This is a genomic window from Variovorax sp. GW821-FHT09B05 (assembly GCF_059418265.1).
In genome coordinates this window covers 115,872-135,794 of record NZ_JBWKPN010000016.1, presented here as the reverse complement: position 1 = coordinate 135,794, position 19,923 = coordinate 115,872, and the positions used below count along the sequence as shown (strand labels likewise).

Genomic DNA, 19,923 nt, shown 5'->3' with positions numbered 1-19,923 from the left:
CCTCACTCACAAGGAGTTCGCGATGATGAAATGTCTGGCTCGAAGCAAGGGTGCCGCCCTCGCGCTGCTCGCCTGCGCGGCGTTCACCGGCGCCTCGGCGCAGGGGCTCGAGAAGGAACTGGTGATCGCCACCACCGGCGGCCTGATGGAGAAGACGCTGGTGCAGTACTTCTACACCCCGTTCTCCAAGGCCAAGGGCGTGGAGGTGGTGCCCGCCGCGATCGAGGTGCCCGACCAGTGGGCCAAGGTGCAGGCCATGTCGCGCAGCGGCGGCATGGAGTTCGACATCGTGACCGCCACCCCGCCGGACCTGGTGCAGAAGAAGGAACTGTTGCAGGCCATCGACTGCAGCAAGCTGCCCAACGTCACCGCCAACGGCGTGAAGGGCGCCTGCACCACCTACGGCGTGATGCGCACCGTGGGCGGCATGCAGATCGGCTACAGCACCGAGGCCTTCAAGGGCGCCAACGTGCCCAAGACCTGGGCCGACTTCTGGGACACGGCCAAGTTCCCCGGCCCGCGCGGCCTGCCCGACACCGGCGACCGCGAATGGTGGGTGCCGGTGGCGGCGCTGCTGGCCGACGGCGTCGCGCCCGACAAGCTGTTCCCGCTCGACCTCGACCGCGCCTACAAGAAGCTCGACAAGCTGCGTCCCAACGTCGCGGTCTGGTGGAAGAGCGGCGACCAGCTGCAGCAGATCATGCGCAACAAGGAAGTGGTCATGAGCATGGGCTACTCGGGCCGCCTGATCTCGCTGATGAACGCCAAGGTGCCGATCGCCGTGTCGTGGGACGGCGCCGTGCGCGACGTCGGCTACATGTCGATCCCCAAGGGCGCGCCGCATCCGAAGGCGGCCATGGCCTACCTCGACTTCTTCTATGCCTCGGCGCCCGAGCAGCACGTGAACTTCGTCAATGCCGTCAACTACGACACCGGCAATGGCAAGACCGCGAGCCTGTTCCCGCCCGAGCGCCGCGCCATGCTCGCGACCTCGGCCGAGAACTTCGACAAGCTGATCGTGGCCGACTACGAGTGGATCGGCAACAACCGCCAGATGCTGCGCGACCGCTGGATCGCCTGGCTGGGACGCTGATCCCGATCGCGTGAGTGCCGCTCGCGGGGCCACGGCAGGGCCACAATACGCCGCCGCGCGATTCCCGGCACACACGCAATCAAGGAGAGAGAAGCCCATGGCAACCCCGGTCATCAACGTGGTCGAACGCACCAATCTGGCGAGCCAGATCTACGAGCACCTGCGCGAGCAGCTGATGTCGGCCACCTTCCAGCCGGGCCAGCGCCTGAAGATCCGCGAGCTGGCCAAGACCATGGGCACCAGCGAGACGCCGGTGCGCGAGGCCCTGATCCAGCTCGTGCGCGACCGCGCGCTCGAGATGAAGGAGGGCTACTTCATCCGCGTGCGGCAGCTCTCGCTGGCCGAGTACCTCGAGCTGCGCGACATCCGCCTCGCGCTCGAGCCGCTGGCGGCCGAGCGCGCGGTGCCGCTGCTCGACGGCGCCACCCTCAAGCAGCTCACCGAGAGCCACCGGCTGCTGGTGCGCGCGGAGAAGACCAAGGACTACCGCGCCGCGCTGCAGCACAACTTCGACTTCCACTTCGGCATCTACCGCCACTCGGGCATGCCGCAGCTCACCGAGCTGCTGGACCGCATCTGGGTGCAGGTGGGGCCGATGATGAACTTCCTCTATCCCCACGGCCACCCGACCTACGACGCCGAGCACCAGCACGTGAACGTGCTGCGCGGGCTGCAGCAGCGCGACACCGCGATGGTGCGCCACGCCATCGAGCAGGACCTGATCGAGGGCGGACGCGACTTCGTGCGCGTGCTCGGGGAAATCGATGCCAATCCCGCGCGCGCCGAGGAACTGCTCGCGCTGCGCAACCAGCCGCCACCGACCGGCAGAAAGCCTCCCACCCCATGATGGACCACACCAGCGACCCGAACGCGGCGCGCTACGTACTCGACCCCAAACGCACCGACCTCGCGCGCGAATTCCGCGGCTGCATCCGCGGCCCGCACAGCGAGGAACTGAAGAAGCTCCTGCATCGCATGCGCTGGGGCGCCTTCCCCGGCCGCTATCTGCTGGTGATGGTCGAGCCGGGCCGCCGCTGGGCGCTGGCGCAGATGCCCGAGGAGCGCGGCCAGAAGGTCAAGGTGTTCCACGACGTGGTGTTCGAGTCGCTCGACGACGCCGAGTGGCATGTGTTCGGCCTGCGCTGGAAGGCGCTGACCGGCACCGAGCTGAAGCTGGATTGAAGAAGAACACCGCGAGACGACCATGAGCGCCCCCATCGACACCAATGCCTTCGTCGGCTACCCCGACACCCTCAGCGTGCGCGCCGGCGAACGCATCCGATTCCACCTCAGCAGCGAAGCGAAGCAGCAGGCCGACGTGAAGTTCGTGCGCGTGCGCTGCGCCGACGCCGACGCCACCGGGCCCGGCATCAAGTACCGCGAGCTCGCATCGCCGATCGACGGCGTGCATGCGGTCGCGTTCCACGAGGCGCCCTGCGGCTCCTTCATGTCGGTGCCCGCCGATGCGCGCTTCGCGCCCGAGGGCGCGTTCTCGTTCGGCTGCTACGTCTGGCCGACGCGGCTGCTGGCCACGCCGCAGACCGTGCTCGCGCGCTGGTGCGAGGACAGCGGCCGCGGCTGGGCGCTGCAGCTGTCGCGCGAGGGCCTGCGGCTGCGCGTGGGCGGTGCCGATGGCGCCATCGAGCTGAAGACCGATGCGCCGCTCGAGCAGCGCCGCTGGTACTGGGTGCAGGGCGCGCTCGATGCGACGACCGGCGAGATGGTGCTGTCGCAATGCCGGCTGGCCGATGGCGCGCTGCCCGAGCAGCGCCGCGAGGCCCGCGCGACGAAGGCGGGCGGCTGGCGCCTCGACTCGCAAGGCCCGCTGACCGTGGCCGCGCATGCGCTTTCGGCCACCGGCGGCCGCTGCGGTGCGCACTACGACGGCAAGATCGAGGCACCGCGCATCGCCGAAGGCCTGCTGGGCATCGACGCGCTGCGCCGCTGCGACGACCTCGCGCGCCCGGGCCTGGCCGATGCCGCGCTGATCGCCTGCTGGGACTTCTCGCACGGCATCGACACGCTCGAGGTGCTCGACCGCTCCTCCAACCGCCTCGACGGCCGGCTGCACCAGTTGCCCTGCCGCGGCATGACCGGCGTGCACTGGACCGGCGACGTGCACGACTGGCGGCTCGCGCCGCGCGAGTACGGCGCGATCCATTTCCACAGCGACGACATCTACGACTGCGGCTGGCCCGCGACGCTCGAGCTCGACGTGCCGGCCGACTGGAAGTCGGGCTTCCACGCGCTGCGCCTGCGGCCCGTGGACGGCAGCGCGGCCGAGACCTTCATCACCTTCTTCGTGACGCCCGCGGCCGATGCGAAGCGCGCGCCGCTCGCGGTGCTGGCCGCGAGCATGACCTACATGGCCTACGCCAACAGCGCGCTGCGGCTGCATGCGGTGCACTTCGAGGTGCTGACCGAGCGCCTGCTGATGCTGACTGGCGACGACATCTACCTGCAGGAACATCCCGAGGTCGGCCAGTCGACCTACGACCACCACATCGACGGCAGCGGCCGCGCCTACAGCTCGTGGCTGCGCCCGGTGCTCAACATGCGGCCGCGCTCGCAGCCCGGCAACCTCGCGATCGACAGCCACTTCCTCGACTGGCTCGAGGAGAAGGGCATCGACTACGACGTGGTGACCGACGTCGAGCTCGACCGCCAGGGCGCGGGCGCGCTCGCGGGCTACCGCGTGCTGGCGACGCTGTCGCATCCCGAGTACTACAGCGAGGCGATGATGAACGGCATCATGGCCTTCCAGAACGCGGGCGGGCGCCACCTCGCGCTCGGCGCCAACGGCTTCTACTGGCGCTGCGCCTTCCATCCGAAGGCACCGGCCGCGGTCGAGGTGCGGCGCGGCATGGCCGGCACGCGGACCTGGGAATCGCAGCCTGGCGAGGTGCACCTGGCCGGCACCGGCGAGCCCGGCGCGCTGTGGCGCCACAGCGGCTTCGCGCCGCAGAAGCTGATCGGCGTGGGCTTCTCGGCCATGGTCTACGACCACGCGGGCTACTACCTGCTGACGCCCGACGCGGCCGAGCCGCGCGTGGCCTTCGCGGTCGAGGGCATCGCGCAGGGCGAGCGCATCGGCGACTACGGCGTGCGCATCGGCGGTGCGGTCGGCATCGAGATCGACCGCTTCGACGTCGGCCTCGGTTCGCCGCCGCATGCGGTGATGCTCGCGACCTCGCATGGCCTGGGCCCGGGCGCGCTGCCCACGCCCGAGGAGTACCGCACCACGGTGCACGGCCTCGACGGCGAGCAGAACGCGCTGGTGCGCGCCGACATGGTGTTCTTCGAGACCGCCAGGGGCGGCGCGGTGTTCTCCACCGGCTCGATCTCCTACGTGCTCTCGCTGAGCCACAACGGCTACGACAACAACGTGAGCCGCATCACCGGCAACGTGCTGCGGCGCTTCCTCGACCCGGCGCCGTTCGAGCTGCCCGCCTGAGCGCCGCCATGACCGAGATGCGCATCACCGGCCGCACCGGCATCATGCTGATGCTGGCCGATCCCGTGGCCCACGTGGTGGGCTCGCTGCGGCTCAACGACCGCTTCGCGGCCGAGGGCCTGGACATCGCGGTGTCGCCGCTGCACGTGGGCCCCGCCGACCTCGCGACCGTGATCGACGCGCTGCGCCGCATGCGCAACGTGCTCGGCTTCGGCGTGACCATCCCGCACAAGATCGCGGTGCTGCCGCTGCTCGACGCGACCACGCCGCGCGCGGCGCGCATCGGCGCGGTCAACTTCGTGCGGCGCGATGCCGAGGGCCGGCTCACGGGCGACAACCTCGATGGCCGCGGCTTCGTCGACGGGCTCGCGGGGCAGGGGATCACGCTACAGGGGCGCCGCGTGCTGCAGCTCGGCGCGGGCGGCGCGGGGCGCGCGGTGGCCTTCGGCATCGCCGAGGCGGGCGCGCGCGAACTGGTGATCCACAACCGCACGAACGAGCGGGCCGAGGCGCTGGCGGCCGACGTGGCCACCGCGTACCCGGACTGCAGCGCGCGCGCGGGCACGAACGACCCGCGCGGCTTCGACCTCGTGGTCAACACCACCTCGATGGGCATGCACGAGGGCGATGCACTGCCGCTCGACGTGGCGCACCTGGCGCACCTGGCGGCAGGCACCGACGTGGCCGAGATCATCATGACGCCCGCGATCACGCCGCTCTTGGCCGCGGCGCAGGCGCGCGGCTGCCGCATCTCGCTGGGCACCTCGATGCTCGATGCGCAGTACGTGCTGGTGAAGGAATTGCTCGGGATCGGTGCGCCGGCGCCCTGAAAGCGTCTTCCGCGGCGGGCGCGGGCCTTGCAAGGGACCCGGGAAAACGAGCAGCGATCGATGGCTCGGCGTCAGGATGGCTGAACGATCGTATGTTATTTTTCCCTTCGTCCTGTCCACCGGAATCCCGCGCCGAGGAACCGCCATGCGCTACGCCCCCAACCACAAGGAAGAGACCCGCGAGAAGCTGCTCGAGAGCAGCCGAGCGATCGCCAAGAAGGGGGGCTTCAGCAGCACCGGCGTCGATGCGCTGATGTCGGCCATCGGCCTCACGGGCGGCGCCTTCTACAGCCACTTCGGCTCCAAGGGTGAATTGTTCGCGGCGCTGATCGAGCGCGAGATGGAGAACAGCGCCGAGATGCTCGCGGGCACGCCCGACTCGCCGCCCGACCATGTGGCGCGTTGCCTCAAGAGCTACCTCAGCAGCGCCCATGCCCTGCACCCCGAGACCGGCTGCGCACTGCCCGCGCTGGGCGCCGAGATTGCGCGCTCCGACCCGGCCGTGCGCGCGGCGGTCGAGCGCGGCCTGAAGAAACTGCACAAGGCCTGGAGCCAGCGCCTGGCGGGCGACGACGACGCGGCCTGGGCCGTGATGGCGCAGTGCGTGGGCGCGCTGCTGATGGCGCGCGTGGTCGAGAACGACCGCACGCGCCAGGACATCCTGAACTCGACCCGCCGCGACATCGAGCGCAACCACCTGGACTGAACCGCGCCGCGCGCATGCGCCGCATGCACCGCCGGAATGCTGTCGCGCGCTCGATTGACAGCCCGATGCCTCTCCTTTACCGTGCTTTGGTCCACGAGCGTTCAATCAAGGAGACGACATGAGCCAGGGCAATGCGGGCGCCGGTGTGGCGCTGATCATCGGCGCCGGCGATTCCACCGGCGGGGCGATCGCGAGGCGCTTCGCGGCCGGCGGCTACACCGCCTGCGTGACGCGGCGCGACGCGCAGAAGCTGCAGCCGCTGGTCGAGAGCATCGAGGCGGCCGGCGGCAAGGCCGTGGCCTTCGGCTCCGATGCGCGCAAGGAGGAGGAGGTGATCGCGCTGTTCGATCGGGTCGAGCACGAGGTCGGGCCGATCGAGGTGCTGGTGTTCAACATCGGCGCCAACGTGCCCTCGAGCATCCTCGAGGAGACCGCGCGCAAGTACTTCAAGATCTGGGAGATGGCCTGCTTCGGCGGCTTCCTCAACGGCCGTGAAGCGGCCAGACGCATGGTCGAGCGCGGCCGCGGCACGATCATCTTCACGGGCGCCACCGCGGCGCTGCGCGGCGCCGCCAACTTCGCGGCCTTCGCGGGTGCCAAGCATGCGCTGCGCGCGCTGGCCCAGAGCATGGCGCGCGAGCTGGGGCCGCGCAACATCCACGTGGCGCACGTGGTGGTCGACGGCGCGATCGACACCGAGTTCATCCGCACCAGCTTCCCCGAGCGCTACGCGCTGAAGTCGGAGGACGGCATCCTGAACCCCGAGCACATCGCCGAGAACTACTGGCACCTGCACACGCAGCCGCGCGATGCGTGGACCTTCGAGCTCGACCTGCGTCCGTACATGGAGCGCTGGTGAGCGGCAGCGCCGCGTTTCCCGTCCTCTTCCTCCACCCTCATCGACCATGAAAACTCGCATCACCGAACTCTTCGGCATCCGCCATCCGATCATCCAGGGCGGCATGCACTACGTGGGCTTCGCGGAACTCGCGGCCGCGGTGTCGAATGCCGGCGGCCTCGGCATCATCACCGGGCTCACGCAGAAGACGCCCGAGCTGCTGGCGCGCGAGATCGCGCGCTGCCGCGAGATGACCGACCAGCCGATCGGCGTGAACCTGACCTTCCTGCCGACCTTCTCCAAGCCGCCCTATCCCGAGTACATCGCCGCGCTCATCGAGGGCGGCGTGCGCATCGTCGAGACCGCGGGCCGCAGCCCCGAGGAACACATGCCGGCGCTCAAGGCGGCCGGCGTGAAGGTGATCCACAAGTGCACCTCGGTGCGCCACGCACTGAAGGCCGAGCGCATCGGCTGCGACGCGGTCAGCGTCGACGGCTTCGAGTGCGGCGGCCATCCGGGCGAGGACGACGTGCCCAACATGATCCTGCTGCCGCGCGCGGCCGACGAGCTGCGCATTCCCTTCGTCGCCTCGGGCGGCATGGCCGACGGCCGCAGCCTCGTGGCCGCGCTCGCGCTCGGCGCCGAGGGCATGAACATGGGCACGCGCTTCATTGCCACGCAGGAGGCGCCGGTGCACGAGAACGTGAAGCGCGCGATCGTCGCGGCCAGCGAGCTCGACACGCGGCTGGTGATGCGCGGCCTGCGCAACACCGAGCGCGTGCTCAACAACAAGGGCGTGGAGGAACTGCTCGCGATCGAGCGCGCGAAGGGCGCGGACCTTCAGATCTCGGACATCCACGACCAGGTGGCGGGCATCTATCCGCGCGTGATGATCGAGGGCGACGTGGACGCGGGCGCCTTCAGCTGCGGCATGGTGGCGGGCCTGATCCACGACGTGCCGACCGTGCAGGAACTGGTCGACCGCATCATGGCCGAGGCCCATGGGCTGATCGCGGCGCGGCTCGCGGGCATGCTCGAGACCGCCTGAGACCACACCGGCGGCACCGGATGTCCGGAACCGGCCGGACCCGGTGCGCCGGCTTGCGGTATTTTCGAGGGCCGCATCCACCATGACCCTCGAGCTCTTCCCCGCCACCGACGAACCGTTTCGCGCACCCGAGCCGCTGGGCCCGGGCGCCTGCGTGCTGCGTGGCTTTGCGCTGCCGTTCGCGAGCGAGCTGCTGGCCGCGCTGCCGCGCATCGAGGGCGTGTCGCCGTTCCGGCACCTGGTCACGCCCGGCGGCTACACCATGTCGGTGGCGATGACGAACTGCGGTCCGCTGGGCTGGGTCAGCGATCGCAGCGGCTATCGCTACGACGCGATCGATCCGTTGTCGCAAAAGCCCTGGCCCGCGATGCCCGCCGCGTTCGCGCGGCTCGCGCGCGAGGCGGCCGAGACGGCGGGTTTCGCTGGCTTCAGGCCCGATGCCTGCCTCGTCAACCGCTACCAGCCCGGCACCAGGCTCTCGCTGCACCAGGACCGCGACGAGCGCGACCACGGCGCGCCGATCGTCTCGGTGTCGCTGGGCATGCCGGCGGTGTTCCAGTTCGGCGGGCTCGCGCGCGGCGACGCGGTCGAGCGCGTGCCGCTCGCGCATGGCGACGTGGTGGTGTGGGGCGGTCCCGACCGGCTGCGCTTCCATGGCGTGCTGCCGCTCAAGGACAAGCCGCATCCGCTGCTGGGCAGCGTGCGCATCAACCTGACCTTCCGCAAGGCCGGCTGAGCCGCGCGCTCAGCGCAGCGTGACTTCGAGGCCGTCGAAGGGCGCGTCGAACTCGCTGCGCCAGACCTGGCCGGGCGCGATCGGCCAGGCGTCGGTCCAGGTGCCGGTGGTGACCACCTCGCCCGGTTGCAGCGCGGGTGCGCCGGGGCAGGCCTGCAGTTCGTGCAGGAAGTGCAGCAGCGCATGCAGCGGGCCGTCGAGCACGTTGGCGCCCGTGCCTTCCTCGACCTGCGTGCCGTCGCGCGACAGGCGCAGGCGGGTGCGCGCGAGCAGCGCATCGAGCGCCGCGCCGTCGCTCGCGAAGTCGCGCAGTGGCCGTTGCCGTCCGACCAGCAGGCGCGCATGCAGCCCGCCATCGGCCACGGTGTCGGCGGCGCCGAACTTCCAGCCTTCGCAGTGCGACTGCACGATCTCGAAGCCCGGCGCGATCCACTCGACGCAGGCGAACAATTGCTCGAGCGTGGCGCCCCGCGGCGGCGTGGCGGCGATGCCGAACACGACCTCGGGCTCGATGCGCGGCTGCACCGTGCCCGTGAGGTCGATGCTGCCCCGGCCGTCGCACAGCGTCAGCGTGGTGTTCCACACCGGGCCCCAGATCGGCGCGAAAACGCCATAGCGTTGCCAGATGGTGCGGTTGGTGAAGCCGACCTTGTAGCCCATGGGCCGTTCGCCGCGCGCGAGCCGCAGGGCGCGCAGCGCGAGCGCGTCGGCATAGGCGGCGGGCAGGCCGGCGGGGCCGCGGTCGGGGCGATCGGCGGGCCACAGCGCGGCCCGGTCGTAGTGGTCGAGCACGTCCTGGGGAGTCATCGGGCCAGTCTACAAAGGGCCGGTGGGACGTGTATCGGCAGTTACACGGTGCTGTCGCGAACTCGGGGCGATACTGCGGGTCACAGGCCGCTGTCGCCCGTTTCGCCGTTGCCCGATGTCCATTCCCTCATTCTTTTCACCCGTAGCGCGCCTGTTCGGCGCGGGTGCCCTCTGTCTCGCGAGCCTCGCCGTTCAGGCGCAAGCGTTGCCGCCCGGCGTGCGGCTCGGCATGTCGGCCGACGAGCTGCGTGCCGCGCTGCCCTCGGCCGAGCGCGTGGCGCGGCCGCAGCGGCTCGCGGGCGGCCTGCTGGGCAGCTGGCATGGCGCATCCCAGGCCCTGGCGGGGCTGGTGTTCGAGCCGACCTTCTTCTTTGCCGATGCGCAGCTGCGGCGTGTGGAGTACGCGGCTTCGGCGCAGGGCCTGCCCGATGGCGGCAGCGCGGCGTTTGCCGAACTGCTGCAGTGGGGCCGCGGTACTTTCGGTGCCGAACTCGCGGCCAACGACCCGGGCAGCGCCTATGCGGCCTGGAGCAGCGGCGAGATGGACGTCTACGTCCAGCGTGTCGGCGATCCGCGCCGCGCGAGCGTTCGCCTGGTCTACAAGCAGCGCCAGCTGCGCGACGGCAGCGAGCTGTGAGGCGACGGCCTCAGGCCGTCTTGAGCATCCCGCGCTCCTCGATGAAGCGCACGACCTCGGCCACGCCGGTCAAGGTCTTGAGGTTGGTCATCACATAGGGCTTCTGGCGGCGCATGCGCTGCGTGTCCTGCTCCATCACGTCGAGGTTGGCGCCCACGTAGGGCGCGAGGTCGGTCTTGTTGATGACGAACAGGTCGCTCTTGGTGATGCCGGGGCCGCCCTTGCGCGGGATCTTCTCGCCCGCGGCCACGTCGATGACGTAGATCGTGAGGTCCGAGAGCTCGGGGCTGAAGGTGGCCGCGAGGTTGTCGCCGCCCGATTCGACGAACACCACGTCGGCATCGGGAAAATCCTCGAGCATGCGGTCGATGGCCTCGAGGTTGATCGAGGCATCCTCGCGGATCGCGGTGTGCGGGCAGCCGCCGGTCTCCACGCCCATGATGCGTTCGGCCGGCAGCGCGCCGGCCACGGTCAGCAGGCGCTGGTCTTCCTTGGTGTAGATGTCGTTGGTGATCGCGACCAGGTCGTAGCTGTCGCGCATCGACTTGCAGAGCATCTCCAGCAGCGTGGTCTTGCCCGAGCCGACGGGGCCGCCGATGCCCACGCGCAGCGGCGGCAGCTTCTTGGTGCGGTTGGGGATGTGGTGCAGGGCGGAGGTCATGGTGGGTGCGTGAAGGAAAAAATCTAGCTGCGGAAGAGCCGCGAATACTGGGTTTCGTGCCGCGCCGACAGCACGGCCAGCAGCGGCGCGAAGGCCTGCCGCTCGTCGTCGGACAGCTGCATCGCATGGTTCACGGCCGCGGGAATCTCCTGCGCGAGCCGCCCGAGGATGCGCTGTCCCGCGCTCTGCCCGAGCGGCACGGCCTTGACCGCGGCCGCGACCATGTTCTCGGCCCAGCCGAAGGCAAAGGCCAGGCAGCCGTCGTGCACCGAAGCACCCGAGCGGTGGGCCGCGAACGCGAAGGCCACGGGATAGCTCGCGGGCAGGCCGGAGAAGACCTCGGCCGTGTCGGCATGGTGCAGCTTGAGCCATTCGACGAAGGAGCGGCCCATCTGTTCGGTCTGCAGGAAGAACTCGGCCGATTCGCGGGTTTGCAGCACCCAATCGTTGAGTGTGCGGATGCGCTGTTTGTCGTCGGCGCGCCAGGCAGCGATGGCTTGCGCGACCAAGGCGAGGTCGCCGCGCGCGAAGCTCAGGTGCAACTGGTCGGACAGCCATTCGGCGGCGCTGGCCTCGGAGTCGACGCCGGCCCATTCGACGGCGGCCTCGACACCTTCGGAGTACGAGAAGCCGCCGACCGGGAGGGCGGGGGAGGCGAGCCAGATGAGCTGGAGGAGGCTTTGGGGTTCTGGCATGTCAGTTGGACGTTGACTTGCCGACTGGGGTGCATTTGTTCGGGGCGCGTGCACAGGACAGCGGGTACTTCCCTCCGCGAATGTCCCCCGCCCTTCGGGCTCCTCCTTTATTTCGCTGCGGGAAGCACCCACTGCCCTGTGCACGTAGACGCAGCGGTGGTGCCGGCCGCGCAGGCGCCGCGCGTCTGGCGCACGTCGATGGGGTACTCCCCGCAGCGAAATAAAGGAGGAGCCGAAGGCGGGGGACATTCGCGGAGGGGAGTACCCCGTCGGCGTGCGCCCGCCCCGACCGAAACAAGCCGGCCCGATCCGAAAACCCAGCCTCCATCTCAGTGAGAGTGCCCATGGTCATCGAGCAACTCCGGCGCCAACACCAGCGGCTTCGGCCCCGAAGAGTGCGCATGACCATGCGAGTGGTCATGGTCATGGCTGTGCCCACCCCCATGCGAATGCTCATGCGACCCATAGGCCCCGCCCTCGGGTTCGAAGGCCTCCTCGACCGCCACCACGATCAGGTGCATCGACCGCAGCATGTCGGCCAGCACATGGTCGGGTTCGATCTTCAGGTGGTCGGGCTTGAGCTCGATCGGCACATGACGGTTGCCCAGGTGGTAGGCCGCGCGCGTCAGGTCGAAGGGCGTGCCGTGGGCCGTGCAGTGCGTGATGCGCAACACCGGCTGAGGCGCCGCGATCACGCGCACCAGCGAGCCGTCTTCCGCCACCAGCACGTCGCCGCCACGCACGGCCGTGCCGCGCGGCAGGAACACGCCGATCTGCCGGCCCTGCGAATCGGTGGCGTCGAAACGGCTTTTCTGGCGCACGTCCCAGTCGAGTTCGATGGTGGCGGCGCGCTTGAGCAGCACGGGCGCGAGGCCGCGGCCCCGGGGCATGAGTTTGTTGGCGGTGAGCATGGTGCGGTGGGACGCGTGGCGCGTCTGAAGACAGGAACGATGCTTTCAAGGATACGCAGCCTGTCAAGCCGGCGTGCCGCGCCGGATTTTCGGGCCTTGTCTCAGAACAGGAAGTAGCGCTGCGCCATCGGCAGCAGCTTCGCCGGTTCGCAGGTCAGCAACTGCCCGTCCGCGCGCACCGCATAGGTCTGCGCATCGATCTCCATTTTCGGCGCGTAGCCGTTGTGGATCAGGTCCTTCTTGCGCACGTTGCGGATGTTCTTCACCGCCGCCAGGTTCTTCGCCAGCCCGTAGCGCTCCTTGATGCCCGCGGCCAGGCCGGCCTGCGAGACGAAGGTCAGCGAGCCCTTCGCGAGCGAGCCGCCATAGGCGCCGAACATCGGGCGGTAGTGCACCGGCTGCGGCGTCGGGATCGAGGCGTTGGGGTCACCCATCGCGGCCATCGCGATGCTGCCGCCCTTGATGATGGTGAAGGGCTTCACGCCGAAGAAGGCCGGTTTCCACACCACGATGTCGGCCCACTTGCCGACCTCGATCGAGCCCACCTCGTGCGCGATGCCGTGCGCGATCGCGGGGTTGATCGTGTACTTGGCCACGTAGCGCTTGGCGCGGAAGTTGTCGTTGCGCACGCTGTCCTCGGGCAGTGTGCCGCGCTGCAGCTTCATCTTGTGCGCGGTCTGCCAGCAGCGCAGCACCACCTCGCCGACGCGGCCCATGGCCTGGCTGTCGGAGCTGAACATGCTGATCGCGCCGAGGTCGTGCAGCACGTCCTCGGCGGCGATGGTTTCCTTGCGGATGCGCGACTCGGCGAAGGCCAGGTCCTCGGCGATGCCGGCGTCGAGGTGGTGGCACACCATGAGCATGTCGACGTGTTCGTCGAGCGTGTTCACGGTGTAGGGCATGGTGGGATTGGTCGACGAGGGCAGGAAGTTCGCCTCGCCCACCACGCGCAGGATGTCGGGCGCATGGCCGCCGCCCGCGCCCTCGGTGTGGAAGGCGCAGATCGCGCGGCCGCCCACGGCCGCGATCGTGTTCTCGACGAAGCCCGATTCGTTGAGCGTGTCGCTGTGGATCGCCACCTGCGTGTCGGTGGCATCGGCCACGTCGAGGCAGTTGCTGATGGCCGAGGGCGTCGTGCCCCAGTCCTCGTGCAGCTTGAGGCCGATCACGCCGGCCTTGATCTGCTCGTGCAGCGCGCCGGGCAGGCTGGCGTTGCCCTTGCCGAGGAAGCCGAGGTTCATCGGGAACGCGTCGGCCGCCTGCAGCATGCGCTCGATGTGCCAGGGCCCGGGCGTGGAGGTGGTCGCGAAGGTGCCGGTGGCGGGGCCGGTGCCGCCGCCCAGCATGGTGGTCACGCCCGAGGCCAGCGCCTCCTCGATCTGCTGCGGGCAGATGAAGTGGATGTGGCTGTCGATGCCGCCGGCGGTGACGATGTTGCCCTCGCAGCTGATGATCTCGGTGCCCGGGCCGATCACGATATCGACACCCGGTTGCACGTCGGGATTGCCGGCCTTGCCGATGGCGGCGATGCGGCCGTCCTTCAGGCCGATGTCGGCCTTGACGATGCCCCAGTGGTCGAGGATCAGCGCGTTGGTGAGCACCGTGTCGACGGCACCCTGCGCGCGCGTGCGCTGCGACTGCGCCATGCCGTCGCGGATCGTCTTGCCGCCGCCGAACTTGACCTCCTCGCCGTAGCCGCCGGCGCGCAGCGTGTAGTCGGCCTCGACCTCGATCAGCAGCTCGGTGTCGGCCAGCCGCACGCGGTCGCCCACCGTGGGGCCGAAGATCTCTGCGTAGGCGCGCCTGCCTATGGTTGCCATGTCGTTCCTTGTCTTGCGGGAGAGGCCGCGGGCCGGTTCTCGGCGGGGCCGGTGAAATTCAGCAGGTCGCGCATCGAGGCGACCGCCAGCGCCATGAACGCGAGGGCGCACAGGCGGTGCGTCACGCCGGCCCAGCGCGATGCCGAGCGGCCGAAGAGCCTGGCGACGAGGCCCGCGCAGACGAAGCACCAGAGCACGGAGGCCGCCATGAAGCCGGTGAAGAAGACGGCGTAGTGGGCGGTGGTCGGCTGGTCCATGCCGAGGCCGGCCATGGCGCTGCCGAGCGCGGCCCAGTAGGCCAGGTTCTGGGGATTGGTGGCGGAGAGGATCACGCCCGAGCGCAGCGCCCGCTTCGCGGGCACGGCCTGCGCGCGCTCGATGCCGGCATCGCGCTTCGCCGCGCGCCAGCTGTCGGCCGCGAGCCAGGCGAGATAGAGCACGCCGGCGATCCCCAGCGGCCAGCGCAGGGCATCGATCTGCATCAGCGCGCCCGCGCCGGCCAGGCCCAGCACGGCCCACAGCGCGTCGCCGACCAGCGAGCCCATCTGGACGGCGAAGGCCGGACGGAAACCGCCCTGCAGTCCCTGGCGCACGGTTTCCGCGAACACGGCCCCCGGCGCGGCGTTGAACACCAGGCCCAGCAGAAAGGCGGAGAGCGCGAGTGACAGCATGCCGGCGCCCGCTCAGAGCTTGCCCTGAACCAGTCCGCGAAAGCCGTAGACGATGCGGTCGCCCGAGAAATCGACCAGTTCGACCGTGCGCTGCTGCCCCGGCTCGAAGCGCACCGCGGCGCCCGAGGCGATGTTCAGGCGCATGCCGCGCGCGGCCTCGCGGTCGAAGCCGAGGGCGCCGTTGGTTTCGGCGAAGTGGTAGTGCGAGCCGACCTGGATCGGCCGGTCGGCCGTGTTCTGCACCACCAGCGTGAGGGTGCGGCGGCCCGGGTTGAGCGGGTGGTCGCCGTCGTCGGTGAGGATTTCGCCGGGGATCATGGGCGGTGCCTCGCCTCAGATCGCCTGCGCCAGCAGCGTGGCGCCGAGGCCGACCACCGCGGCGCCCGCGATGCGCGGCAGCCAGGCGTTGGCATGGCGCAGCGCCCAGCCCAGCGCGATGCCGGCGGCATGCAGCAGCACGGTCGCGCCGACCATGCCGGCGAGCGTGAGGGCGGCGTCGTGCTCGCCCGCGAGCTCGTGGCCGTGCGCCACGCCGTGGAAGACGGCGAACAGGCCGACCACCGCCATCGCCACGCCGGCCGGCAGGTGCACGCGCGTGACCACCAGCAGGCCCAGCACCAGCAGCGAGGCCGCGATCATCGGCTCGACGGCCGGCAGCTGCAGCCCGGCCAGGCCGACCAGCGCGCCCGCCAGCAGCATGCCGGCGAAGGCCAGCGGTGCCCACAGCAGGTCGGGCCAGGCGCGGCGCGCCGACAGCGCGCTCCAGACGCCCACCGCGACCATCGCCGCGAGGTGGTCGGCGCCGGTCAGCGGATGCATGAAGCCGGCCACGAGGCCGTGGTGCAGGCCGCCGTCGACGCCGGTGTGGGCGCTGGCCGCCAGGGGCAGCAGGGCGGCGGCGAGCAGGGCGAGGGTCCTGGAGGAGATCGATGGGCGCATGAGGGCTTGTCCTTGGTTGTTCTGGGTGTGCGGTCGTTCAGACGATGGGCTGGTGCACCGTCACGAGCTTGGTGCCGTCGGGGAAGGTGGCTTCGACCTGGATGTCGGGAATCATCTCGGCGATGCCGTCCATCACGTCGGCGCGCGTCAGCACGCTGCGGCCCTCGCTCATGAGCTCGGCCACGCTCTTGCCGTCGCGCGCGCCTTCCATGACGGCGGCCGAGATCAGGGCGATGGCTTCGGGGTAGTTGAGCTTGAGGCCGCGGGCCTTGCGGCGTTCGGCGAGCAGTGCCGCGGTGAAGATCAGCAGCTTGTCTTTTTCGCGCGGAGTCAGTTCCATGGAGACGGCATCGGGTGGCGGGAGGAGGCGGCCATTATGGGCAGAGCAGGGCTGTTGCAACAGTCGTGCCCTGTTCGCCGAATGCCGTATGGCACCGGGTCCGCGGGGCGCCGGGTGGCACGAAAGATGCACCGAAACGGTGTGAACCCTGGCCCGCCCTCCGCCGTCCCCCCCACCGAGTCCGACGACGCGCCGCAGCGCATCGTCAAGGTGCGGCGCGACTACAACAGCTGGGTCGCGAGCGAAACCCTCGAGGACTACGCGCTGCGCTACACGCCGCAGCGCTTTCGCAAATGGTCCGAATGGCGGGTCGCCAACACGGCCTTCGGCGCGGCCTCGTTCCTGATCCTCGAGGCGGTGGGCGCCACGCTGCTGGTGCAGTACGGCTTCGCCAACGCCTTCTGGGCCATCCTGGCCACGGGGCTGATCATCTTCCTCGCGGGCCTGCCGATCAGCGTGTACGCGGCGCGCTACGGCGTCGACATGGACCTGCTCACGCGCGGCGCCGGCTTCGGCTACATCGGCTCCACGCTGACCTCGCTGATCTACGCGAGCTTCACCTTCATCTTCTTCGCGCTCGAGGCGGCCGTGATGGCCTACGCGCTCGAGCTGGCGCTGGGCATCCCGCCGGTCTGGGGCTACCTGGTCTGCGCGCTGGTGGTGATCCCGCTGGTCACGCACGGGGTTTCGGCGATCAGCCGGCTGCAGCTGTGGACGCAGCCGCTGTGGCTGCTGATGCTGGTCGTGCCCTTCGCCTATGTGCTGGTGCGCGATCCTGGTGCGTTTGCGGGCATCACGCACTACAACGGCGCCAAGAGTGGTGCGCAAGGATTCAACTTGCACCTGTTCGGTGCCGCCCTCACGGTCGGCATCGCGCTCATCACGCAGATGGGCGAGCAGGCCGACTACCTGCGCTTCATGCCCGCGCGCACCGCGGCCACCCGCGGCCGCTGGTGGGCCGGCGTGTTGGCGGGCGGGCCGGGCTGGGTGGTGCTGGGCGTGGTCAAGATGCTGGGCGGCGCCGCGCTGGCCTATCTCGCGATCACGCACATGGTGCCGGTGGAGCGCGCGGTCGATCCGAACCAGATGTACCTCGCGGCCTACGAGTACGTGTTCCCCAACTATGGCTGGGCGGTGGCGGCCACCGCGCTGTTCGTGGTGATCTCGCAGCTCAAGATCAACGTCACCAACGCCTACGCGGGCTCGCTGGCCTGGAGCAACTTCTTCTCGCGCGTGGCCCACAGCCATCCGGGGCGCGTGGTATGGGTGGTGTTCAACGCGCTGATCGCCTTCATGCTGATGGAGATGAACGTGTTCGAGGCGCTGGGCGACGTGCTCGGGCTGTTCGCCAACATCGCCATCGCCTGGATGATGGCCGTGGTGGCCGACCTGGTCATCAACAAGCCGCTGGGCCTGTCGCCGCCGGGCATCGAGTTCAAGCGTGCCCACCTGTGGGACATCAACCCGGTGGGCGTGGGCGCGATGGCGCTGGCCTCGCTGCTGTCGATCACCGCACACCTGGGCGTGTTCGGGCCGCTGGCGCAGGCCTTCTCGGCGCTGATCGCGCTCGGCACGGCGCTCGTCGCCTCGCCGCTGCTGGCCTGGGCCACGGGCGGGCGCTACTACCTGGCGCGCGGCTCGGTCGAGGGCGCCGCGGTGGCCGCCGGCCGGCCGGTGCAGTGGGCCCGGGTGGAATCCGAAGGCGCCTACCGCCGCCTCGCGGTGCAGCGCTGCGTGATCTGCGAGCGCGAGTACGAAGGCCCCGACATGGCCCACTGCCCGGCCTACCAGGGCGCGATCTGCTCGCTGTGCTGCACGCTCGACGCGCGCTGCGGCGACCTCTGCAAGCCGCATGCGAGCCTGTCGGCGCAGTGGTCGGCGGTGCTGCGCTGGCTGCTGCCGCGGCGCAGCTGGCGCTACCTCGACACCGGCCTGGGTCACTTCCTGCTGCTGATGCTGATCATCGTGCCGCTGCTGGCGGTGGTGTTTGGCGTGCTCTACCAGCAGGAGCTGCGCGCGCTCGGCGAGAGCGCGCTCGAGCTGGCCGCGCGGAGCGAGGTGGCGCAGGCGCTCGCGGCCGCGCAGCAGGCCTCGCTGCGCTCGGGCTTCCTCAAGGCCTACATGGCGCTGCTGGTGATCGCGGGCATCGTGGCCTGGTGGCTGGTGCTGGCGCACCAGAGCCGCAAGGTGGCGCAGGAGGAATCGAACCGCCAGACCCACCTGCTGGTGCGCGAGATCGAGCTGCACCGCGAGACCGACCGCGCGCTGCAGTCGGCCACGCGCACCGCCGAGGAGGCGCGCGAGGTGGCCGAGCAGGCCAAGCTCGCGGCCGAGCAGGCGCGGCGCGCCGCCGACCAGGCCAACCAGGCCAAGAGCCGCTACATCAGCGCCATCAGCCACGAGCTGCGCACGCCGCTCAACAGCATCCTCGGCTATGCGCAGCTGATGGGCGAGGACCATTCCGTGCCGCCGCATCGCCAGCAGGCGGTGGCGGTCATCAAGCGCGGCGGCGAGCACCTGCTGTCGTTGATCGAGGGCACCCTGGCGATCGCCCACATCGAGGCCGGCAAGCTCACGCTGCATGCGCGGCCGATGCGCTTCGCCGACACCCTGCGCGAGCTGGCCGACATGTTCGAGCTGCAGGCGGCCGAGAAGGGCCTGGCTTTCCACTTCGAGGCCGCGGGCGCGCTGCCCGAGGTGGTGCGTGCCGACGAGAAGCGGGTCTGCCAGATCCTCATCAACCTGCTGGGCAACGCGATCAAGTTCACGGCCGCTGGCCAGGTCACGCTGCGCCTCGCCTATGCGCGCGAGTTCGCCGCGGTGGAGATCGAGGACACCGGCCCGGGCATGACGGCGGCCGAGATCGAGCGCATCTTCGAGCCCTTCGCGCGCGGCGATTCGGCCGGCGCCGCGGCCGCGCCGGGCGCGGGGCTGGGCCTCACCATCGCCAAGATGCTGACCGACCTGATGGGCGGCGAGATGAAGGTCAGCAGCACGCCGGGCGTGGGCTCGCTGTTCTGCGTGCGGCTGTTCCTGCCGCGCGTGCACGAGGCGGTGGCCGGCGCGGGCCGGCCGCAACCGGTGCAGCGCGCGCGGCGCGGCTACGAGGGCGCGCGCCGCCGGCTGCTGGTGGTCGACAACGAGGAGGCCGACCGCGAGCTGCTGGGCCATGTGCTGGCGCCGCTGGGCTTCGAGCTGCGCAGCGCGGCCAGCGGCCACGATGCGCTCGACCTGATCGCAGCGGGCTATCGGCCCGACGCCATGTTCGTCGACCTCGCGATGCCTGGCATCGACGGCTGGGAGACCATCCGCCGCGCGCGCCGGCTCGGGCTGGCCGACGCCGCGGTGGCGATCGTCTCGGCCAATGCCTTCGACAAGGGGCTCGACAACGACGTGGAGATCGCGCCCGAGGACTTCTTCGTGAAGCCGGTGCGCCACACCGAGCTGCTCGACTGGCTCGAGCGCCGGCTCGGCCTGCGCTGGACCGAGGCGGCCGCGGCGAGCGTGCCGGCGCCGGTGCAGCCGGTGCTGCGCCCGCCTTCGCGCGAGCGGCTGCGCGCGCTCGACGAGGCCGTGAGCCTCGGCTACTTCCGCGGCATCATGAACCAGCTCGACGCGATCGATGGCGAGCAGCCCGAATGCGCCGCCTGGACCGAGGCACAGCGCGTGCTGGCGCGACAGTTCCAGTTCGAGGCCATGGGCCGCGCGCTGGCCGAGGCGGCCCATGCGGGATGACC

General features: G+C 70.3%; 20 protein-coding genes. 11 read left to right on the top strand and 9 right to left on the bottom strand.

Annotated elements, in window-relative coordinates; genetic code table 11:
* Positions 1–22 precede the first annotated feature (22 nt).
* The 9 genes from AC07RM_RS32500 (at position 23) to alkB (ending at position 8,705) form a co-directional block, all read left to right on the top strand.
* Positions 23–1,093: an extracellular solute-binding protein gene (locus AC07RM_RS32500; protein ID WP_093341086.1), complete on the top strand. Its 1,071-nt coding sequence runs from the start codon at positions 23–25 to the stop codon at positions 1,091–1,093.
* A 97-nt stretch (positions 1,094–1,190) separates the two neighbouring features.
* Complete coding sequence (locus AC07RM_RS32495) at positions 1,191–1,940, top strand: GntR family transcriptional regulator (protein WP_495337097.1); 750 nt, start codon at positions 1,191–1,193, stop codon at positions 1,938–1,940.
* The gene (locus tag AC07RM_RS32490) at positions 1,937–2,275 is read left to right on the top strand and encodes a N,N-dimethylformamidase alpha subunit family protein (RefSeq protein ID WP_495337096.1); all 339 of its coding nucleotides are present in this window, start codon (positions 1,937–1,939) and stop codon (positions 2,273–2,275) included. The genes AC07RM_RS32495 and AC07RM_RS32490 overlap by 4 nt, the downstream gene beginning before the upstream one ends.
* A gap of 22 nt (positions 2,276–2,297) precedes the next feature.
* The gene (locus tag AC07RM_RS32485; protein WP_495337095.1) at positions 2,298–4,547 is read left to right on the top strand and encodes a N,N-dimethylformamidase beta subunit family domain-containing protein; all 2,250 of its coding nucleotides are present in this window, start codon (positions 2,298–2,300) and stop codon (positions 4,545–4,547) included.
* 8 nt (positions 4,548–4,555) lie between these two features.
* On the top strand, positions 4,556–5,377 hold the full coding sequence (locus tag AC07RM_RS32480) for a shikimate dehydrogenase family protein (RefSeq protein ID WP_495337094.1): 822 nt from the start codon (positions 4,556–4,558) through the stop codon (positions 5,375–5,377).
* A 145-nt stretch (positions 5,378–5,522) separates the two neighbouring features.
* Positions 5,523–6,083, top strand: coding sequence for a TetR/AcrR family transcriptional regulator (locus AC07RM_RS32475; protein ID WP_093341080.1), 561 nt, complete (start codon positions 5,523–5,525; stop codon positions 6,081–6,083).
* A 118-nt stretch (positions 6,084–6,201) separates the two neighbouring features.
* Positions 6,202–6,942 carry an SDR family oxidoreductase gene (locus AC07RM_RS32470; protein WP_495337093.1) on the top strand — a complete coding sequence of 247 codons (741 nt, stop codon included), beginning with the start codon at positions 6,202–6,204 and terminating at the stop codon, positions 6,940–6,942.
* A gap of 46 nt (positions 6,943–6,988) precedes the next feature.
* Positions 6,989–7,969, top strand: coding sequence for an NAD(P)H-dependent flavin oxidoreductase (locus AC07RM_RS32465; protein WP_057591373.1), 981 nt, complete (start codon positions 6,989–6,991; stop codon positions 7,967–7,969).
* An 82-nt stretch (positions 7,970–8,051) separates the two neighbouring features.
* A complete protein-coding gene (gene alkB / locus AC07RM_RS32460; protein ID WP_495337092.1) occupies positions 8,052–8,705 on the top strand; it encodes a DNA oxidative demethylase AlkB in 654 nt (217 codons plus the stop codon).
* Positions 8,706–8,714: 9 nt separating this feature from the next.
* On the opposite strand, the gene AC07RM_RS32455 is transcribed toward alkB, so the two are convergent.
* Positions 8,715–9,512, bottom strand: coding sequence for a 2-keto-4-pentenoate hydratase (locus AC07RM_RS32455; protein WP_495337091.1), 798 nt, complete (start codon positions 9,510–9,512; stop codon positions 8,715–8,717).
* A gap of 115 nt (positions 9,513–9,627) precedes the next feature.
* Here AC07RM_RS32455 and AC07RM_RS32450 point away from each other — a divergent pair, with 115 nt between their 5' ends.
* Positions 9,628–10,149: a hypothetical protein gene (locus tag AC07RM_RS32450; protein ID WP_495337090.1), complete on the top strand. Its 522-nt coding sequence runs from the start codon at positions 9,628–9,630 to the stop codon at positions 10,147–10,149.
* 10 nt (positions 10,150–10,159) lie between these two features.
* Here the strand turns inward: AC07RM_RS32450 and ureG are convergent, their stop codons facing one another.
* The 8 genes from ureG to AC07RM_RS32410 all read right to left on the bottom strand — a co-directional run bounded on the left by ureG (position 10,160) and on the right by AC07RM_RS32410 (position 16,186).
* On the bottom strand, positions 10,160–10,810 hold the full coding sequence (gene ureG, locus AC07RM_RS32445; RefSeq protein ID WP_093341072.1) for an urease accessory protein UreG: 651 nt from the start codon (positions 10,808–10,810) through the stop codon (positions 10,160–10,162).
* A gap of 23 nt (positions 10,811–10,833) precedes the next feature.
* The gene (locus tag AC07RM_RS32440; protein ID WP_495337089.1) at positions 10,834–11,505 is read right to left on the bottom strand and encodes an urease accessory protein UreF; all 672 of its coding nucleotides are present in this window, start codon (positions 11,503–11,505) and stop codon (positions 10,834–10,836) included.
* Between the two features lie 329 nt (positions 11,506–11,834).
* Entirely contained in the window at positions 11,835–12,416 is a 582-nt protein-coding gene (ureE, locus tag AC07RM_RS32435) for an urease accessory protein UreE (RefSeq protein WP_495337088.1), read from the bottom strand.
* 101 nt (positions 12,417–12,517) lie between these two features.
* Positions 12,518–14,236 carry an urease subunit alpha gene (gene ureC / locus AC07RM_RS32430; RefSeq protein ID WP_495337087.1) on the bottom strand — a complete coding sequence of 573 codons (1,719 nt, stop codon included), beginning with the start codon at positions 14,234–14,236 and terminating at the stop codon, positions 12,518–12,520.
* Positions 14,224–14,907 carry a LysE family transporter gene (locus tag AC07RM_RS32425; RefSeq protein ID WP_495337086.1) on the bottom strand — a complete coding sequence of 228 codons (684 nt, stop codon included), beginning with the start codon at positions 14,905–14,907 and terminating at the stop codon, positions 14,224–14,226. Before AC07RM_RS32425 ends, ureC begins: the two co-directional genes overlap by 13 nt.
* 12 nt (positions 14,908–14,919) lie before the next feature.
* Positions 14,920–15,225 carry an urease subunit beta gene (locus AC07RM_RS32420; protein WP_057591400.1) on the bottom strand — a complete coding sequence of 102 codons (306 nt, stop codon included), beginning with the start codon at positions 15,223–15,225 and terminating at the stop codon, positions 14,920–14,922.
* A gap of 15 nt (positions 15,226–15,240) precedes the next feature.
* Positions 15,241–15,846, bottom strand: a complete 606-nt coding sequence (locus AC07RM_RS32415) for a HupE/UreJ family protein (protein ID WP_093341064.1) — start codon at positions 15,844–15,846, stop codon at positions 15,241–15,243.
* A gap of 37 nt (positions 15,847–15,883) precedes the next feature.
* Complete coding sequence (locus tag AC07RM_RS32410; protein WP_057591402.1) at positions 15,884–16,186, bottom strand: urease subunit gamma; 303 nt, start codon at positions 16,184–16,186, stop codon at positions 15,884–15,886.
* A 126-nt stretch (positions 16,187–16,312) separates the two neighbouring features.
* Between AC07RM_RS32410 and AC07RM_RS32405 the strand changes: the two genes are divergently transcribed.
* Positions 16,313–19,921 (top strand): ATP-binding protein, encoded by a 3,609-nt coding sequence (locus AC07RM_RS32405; RefSeq protein WP_495337085.1) that lies wholly within the window; start codon positions 16,313–16,315, stop codon positions 19,919–19,921.
* The last annotated feature ends 2 nt before the right edge of the window (positions 19,922–19,923 follow it).

Coding starts and splice junctions, on each gene's coding strand:
- AC07RM_RS32495 (WP_495337097.1), top strand. CDS start 1,191: ATGGCAACCCCGGTCATCAACGTGGTCGAACGCACCAATCTGGCGAGC.
- ureE (WP_495337088.1), bottom strand. CDS start 12,416: ATGCTCACCGCCAACAAACTCATGCCCCGGGGCCGCGGCCTCGCGCCC.
- ureG (WP_093341072.1), bottom strand. CDS start 10,810: ATGACCTCCGCCCTGCACCACATCCCCAACCGCACCAAGAAGCTGCCG.
- AC07RM_RS32480 (WP_495337094.1), top strand. CDS start 4,556: ATGACCGAGATGCGCATCACCGGCCGCACCGGCATCATGCTGATGCTG.
- alkB (WP_495337092.1), top strand. CDS start 8,052: ATGACCCTCGAGCTCTTCCCCGCCACCGACGAACCGTTTCGCGCACCC.
- AC07RM_RS32420 (WP_057591400.1), bottom strand. CDS start 15,225: ATGATCCCCGGCGAAATCCTCACCGACGACGGCGACCACCCGCTCAAC.
- AC07RM_RS32455 (WP_495337091.1), bottom strand. CDS start 9,512: ATGACTCCCCAGGACGTGCTCGACCACTACGACCGGGCCGCGCTGTGG.
- AC07RM_RS32490 (WP_495337096.1), top strand. CDS start 1,937: ATGATGGACCACACCAGCGACCCGAACGCGGCGCGCTACGTACTCGAC.
- AC07RM_RS32450 (WP_495337090.1), top strand. CDS start 9,628: ATGTCCATTCCCTCATTCTTTTCACCCGTAGCGCGCCTGTTCGGCGCG.
- AC07RM_RS32485 (WP_495337095.1), top strand. CDS start 2,298: ATGAGCGCCCCCATCGACACCAATGCCTTCGTCGGCTACCCCGACACC.
- AC07RM_RS32405 (WP_495337085.1), top strand. CDS start 16,313: ATGCACCGAAACGGTGTGAACCCTGGCCCGCCCTCCGCCGTCCCCCCC.
- ureC (WP_495337087.1), bottom strand. CDS start 14,236: ATGGCAACCATAGGCAGGCGCGCCTACGCAGAGATCTTCGGCCCCACG.
- AC07RM_RS32425 (WP_495337086.1), bottom strand. CDS start 14,907: ATGCTGTCACTCGCGCTCTCCGCCTTTCTGCTGGGCCTGGTGTTCAAC.
- AC07RM_RS32440 (WP_495337089.1), bottom strand. CDS start 11,505: ATGCCAGAACCCCAAAGCCTCCTCCAGCTCATCTGGCTCGCCTCCCCC.
- AC07RM_RS32415 (WP_093341064.1), bottom strand. CDS start 15,846: ATGCGCCCATCGATCTCCTCCAGGACCCTCGCCCTGCTCGCCGCCGCC.
- AC07RM_RS32500 (WP_093341086.1), top strand. CDS start 23: ATGATGAAATGTCTGGCTCGAAGCAAGGGTGCCGCCCTCGCGCTGCTC.
- AC07RM_RS32470 (WP_495337093.1), top strand. CDS start 6,202: ATGAGCCAGGGCAATGCGGGCGCCGGTGTGGCGCTGATCATCGGCGCC.
- AC07RM_RS32410 (WP_057591402.1), bottom strand. CDS start 16,186: ATGGAACTGACTCCGCGCGAAAAAGACAAGCTGCTGATCTTCACCGCG.
- AC07RM_RS32475 (WP_093341080.1), top strand. CDS start 5,523: ATGCGCTACGCCCCCAACCACAAGGAAGAGACCCGCGAGAAGCTGCTC.
- AC07RM_RS32465 (WP_057591373.1), top strand. CDS start 6,989: ATGAAAACTCGCATCACCGAACTCTTCGGCATCCGCCATCCGATCATC.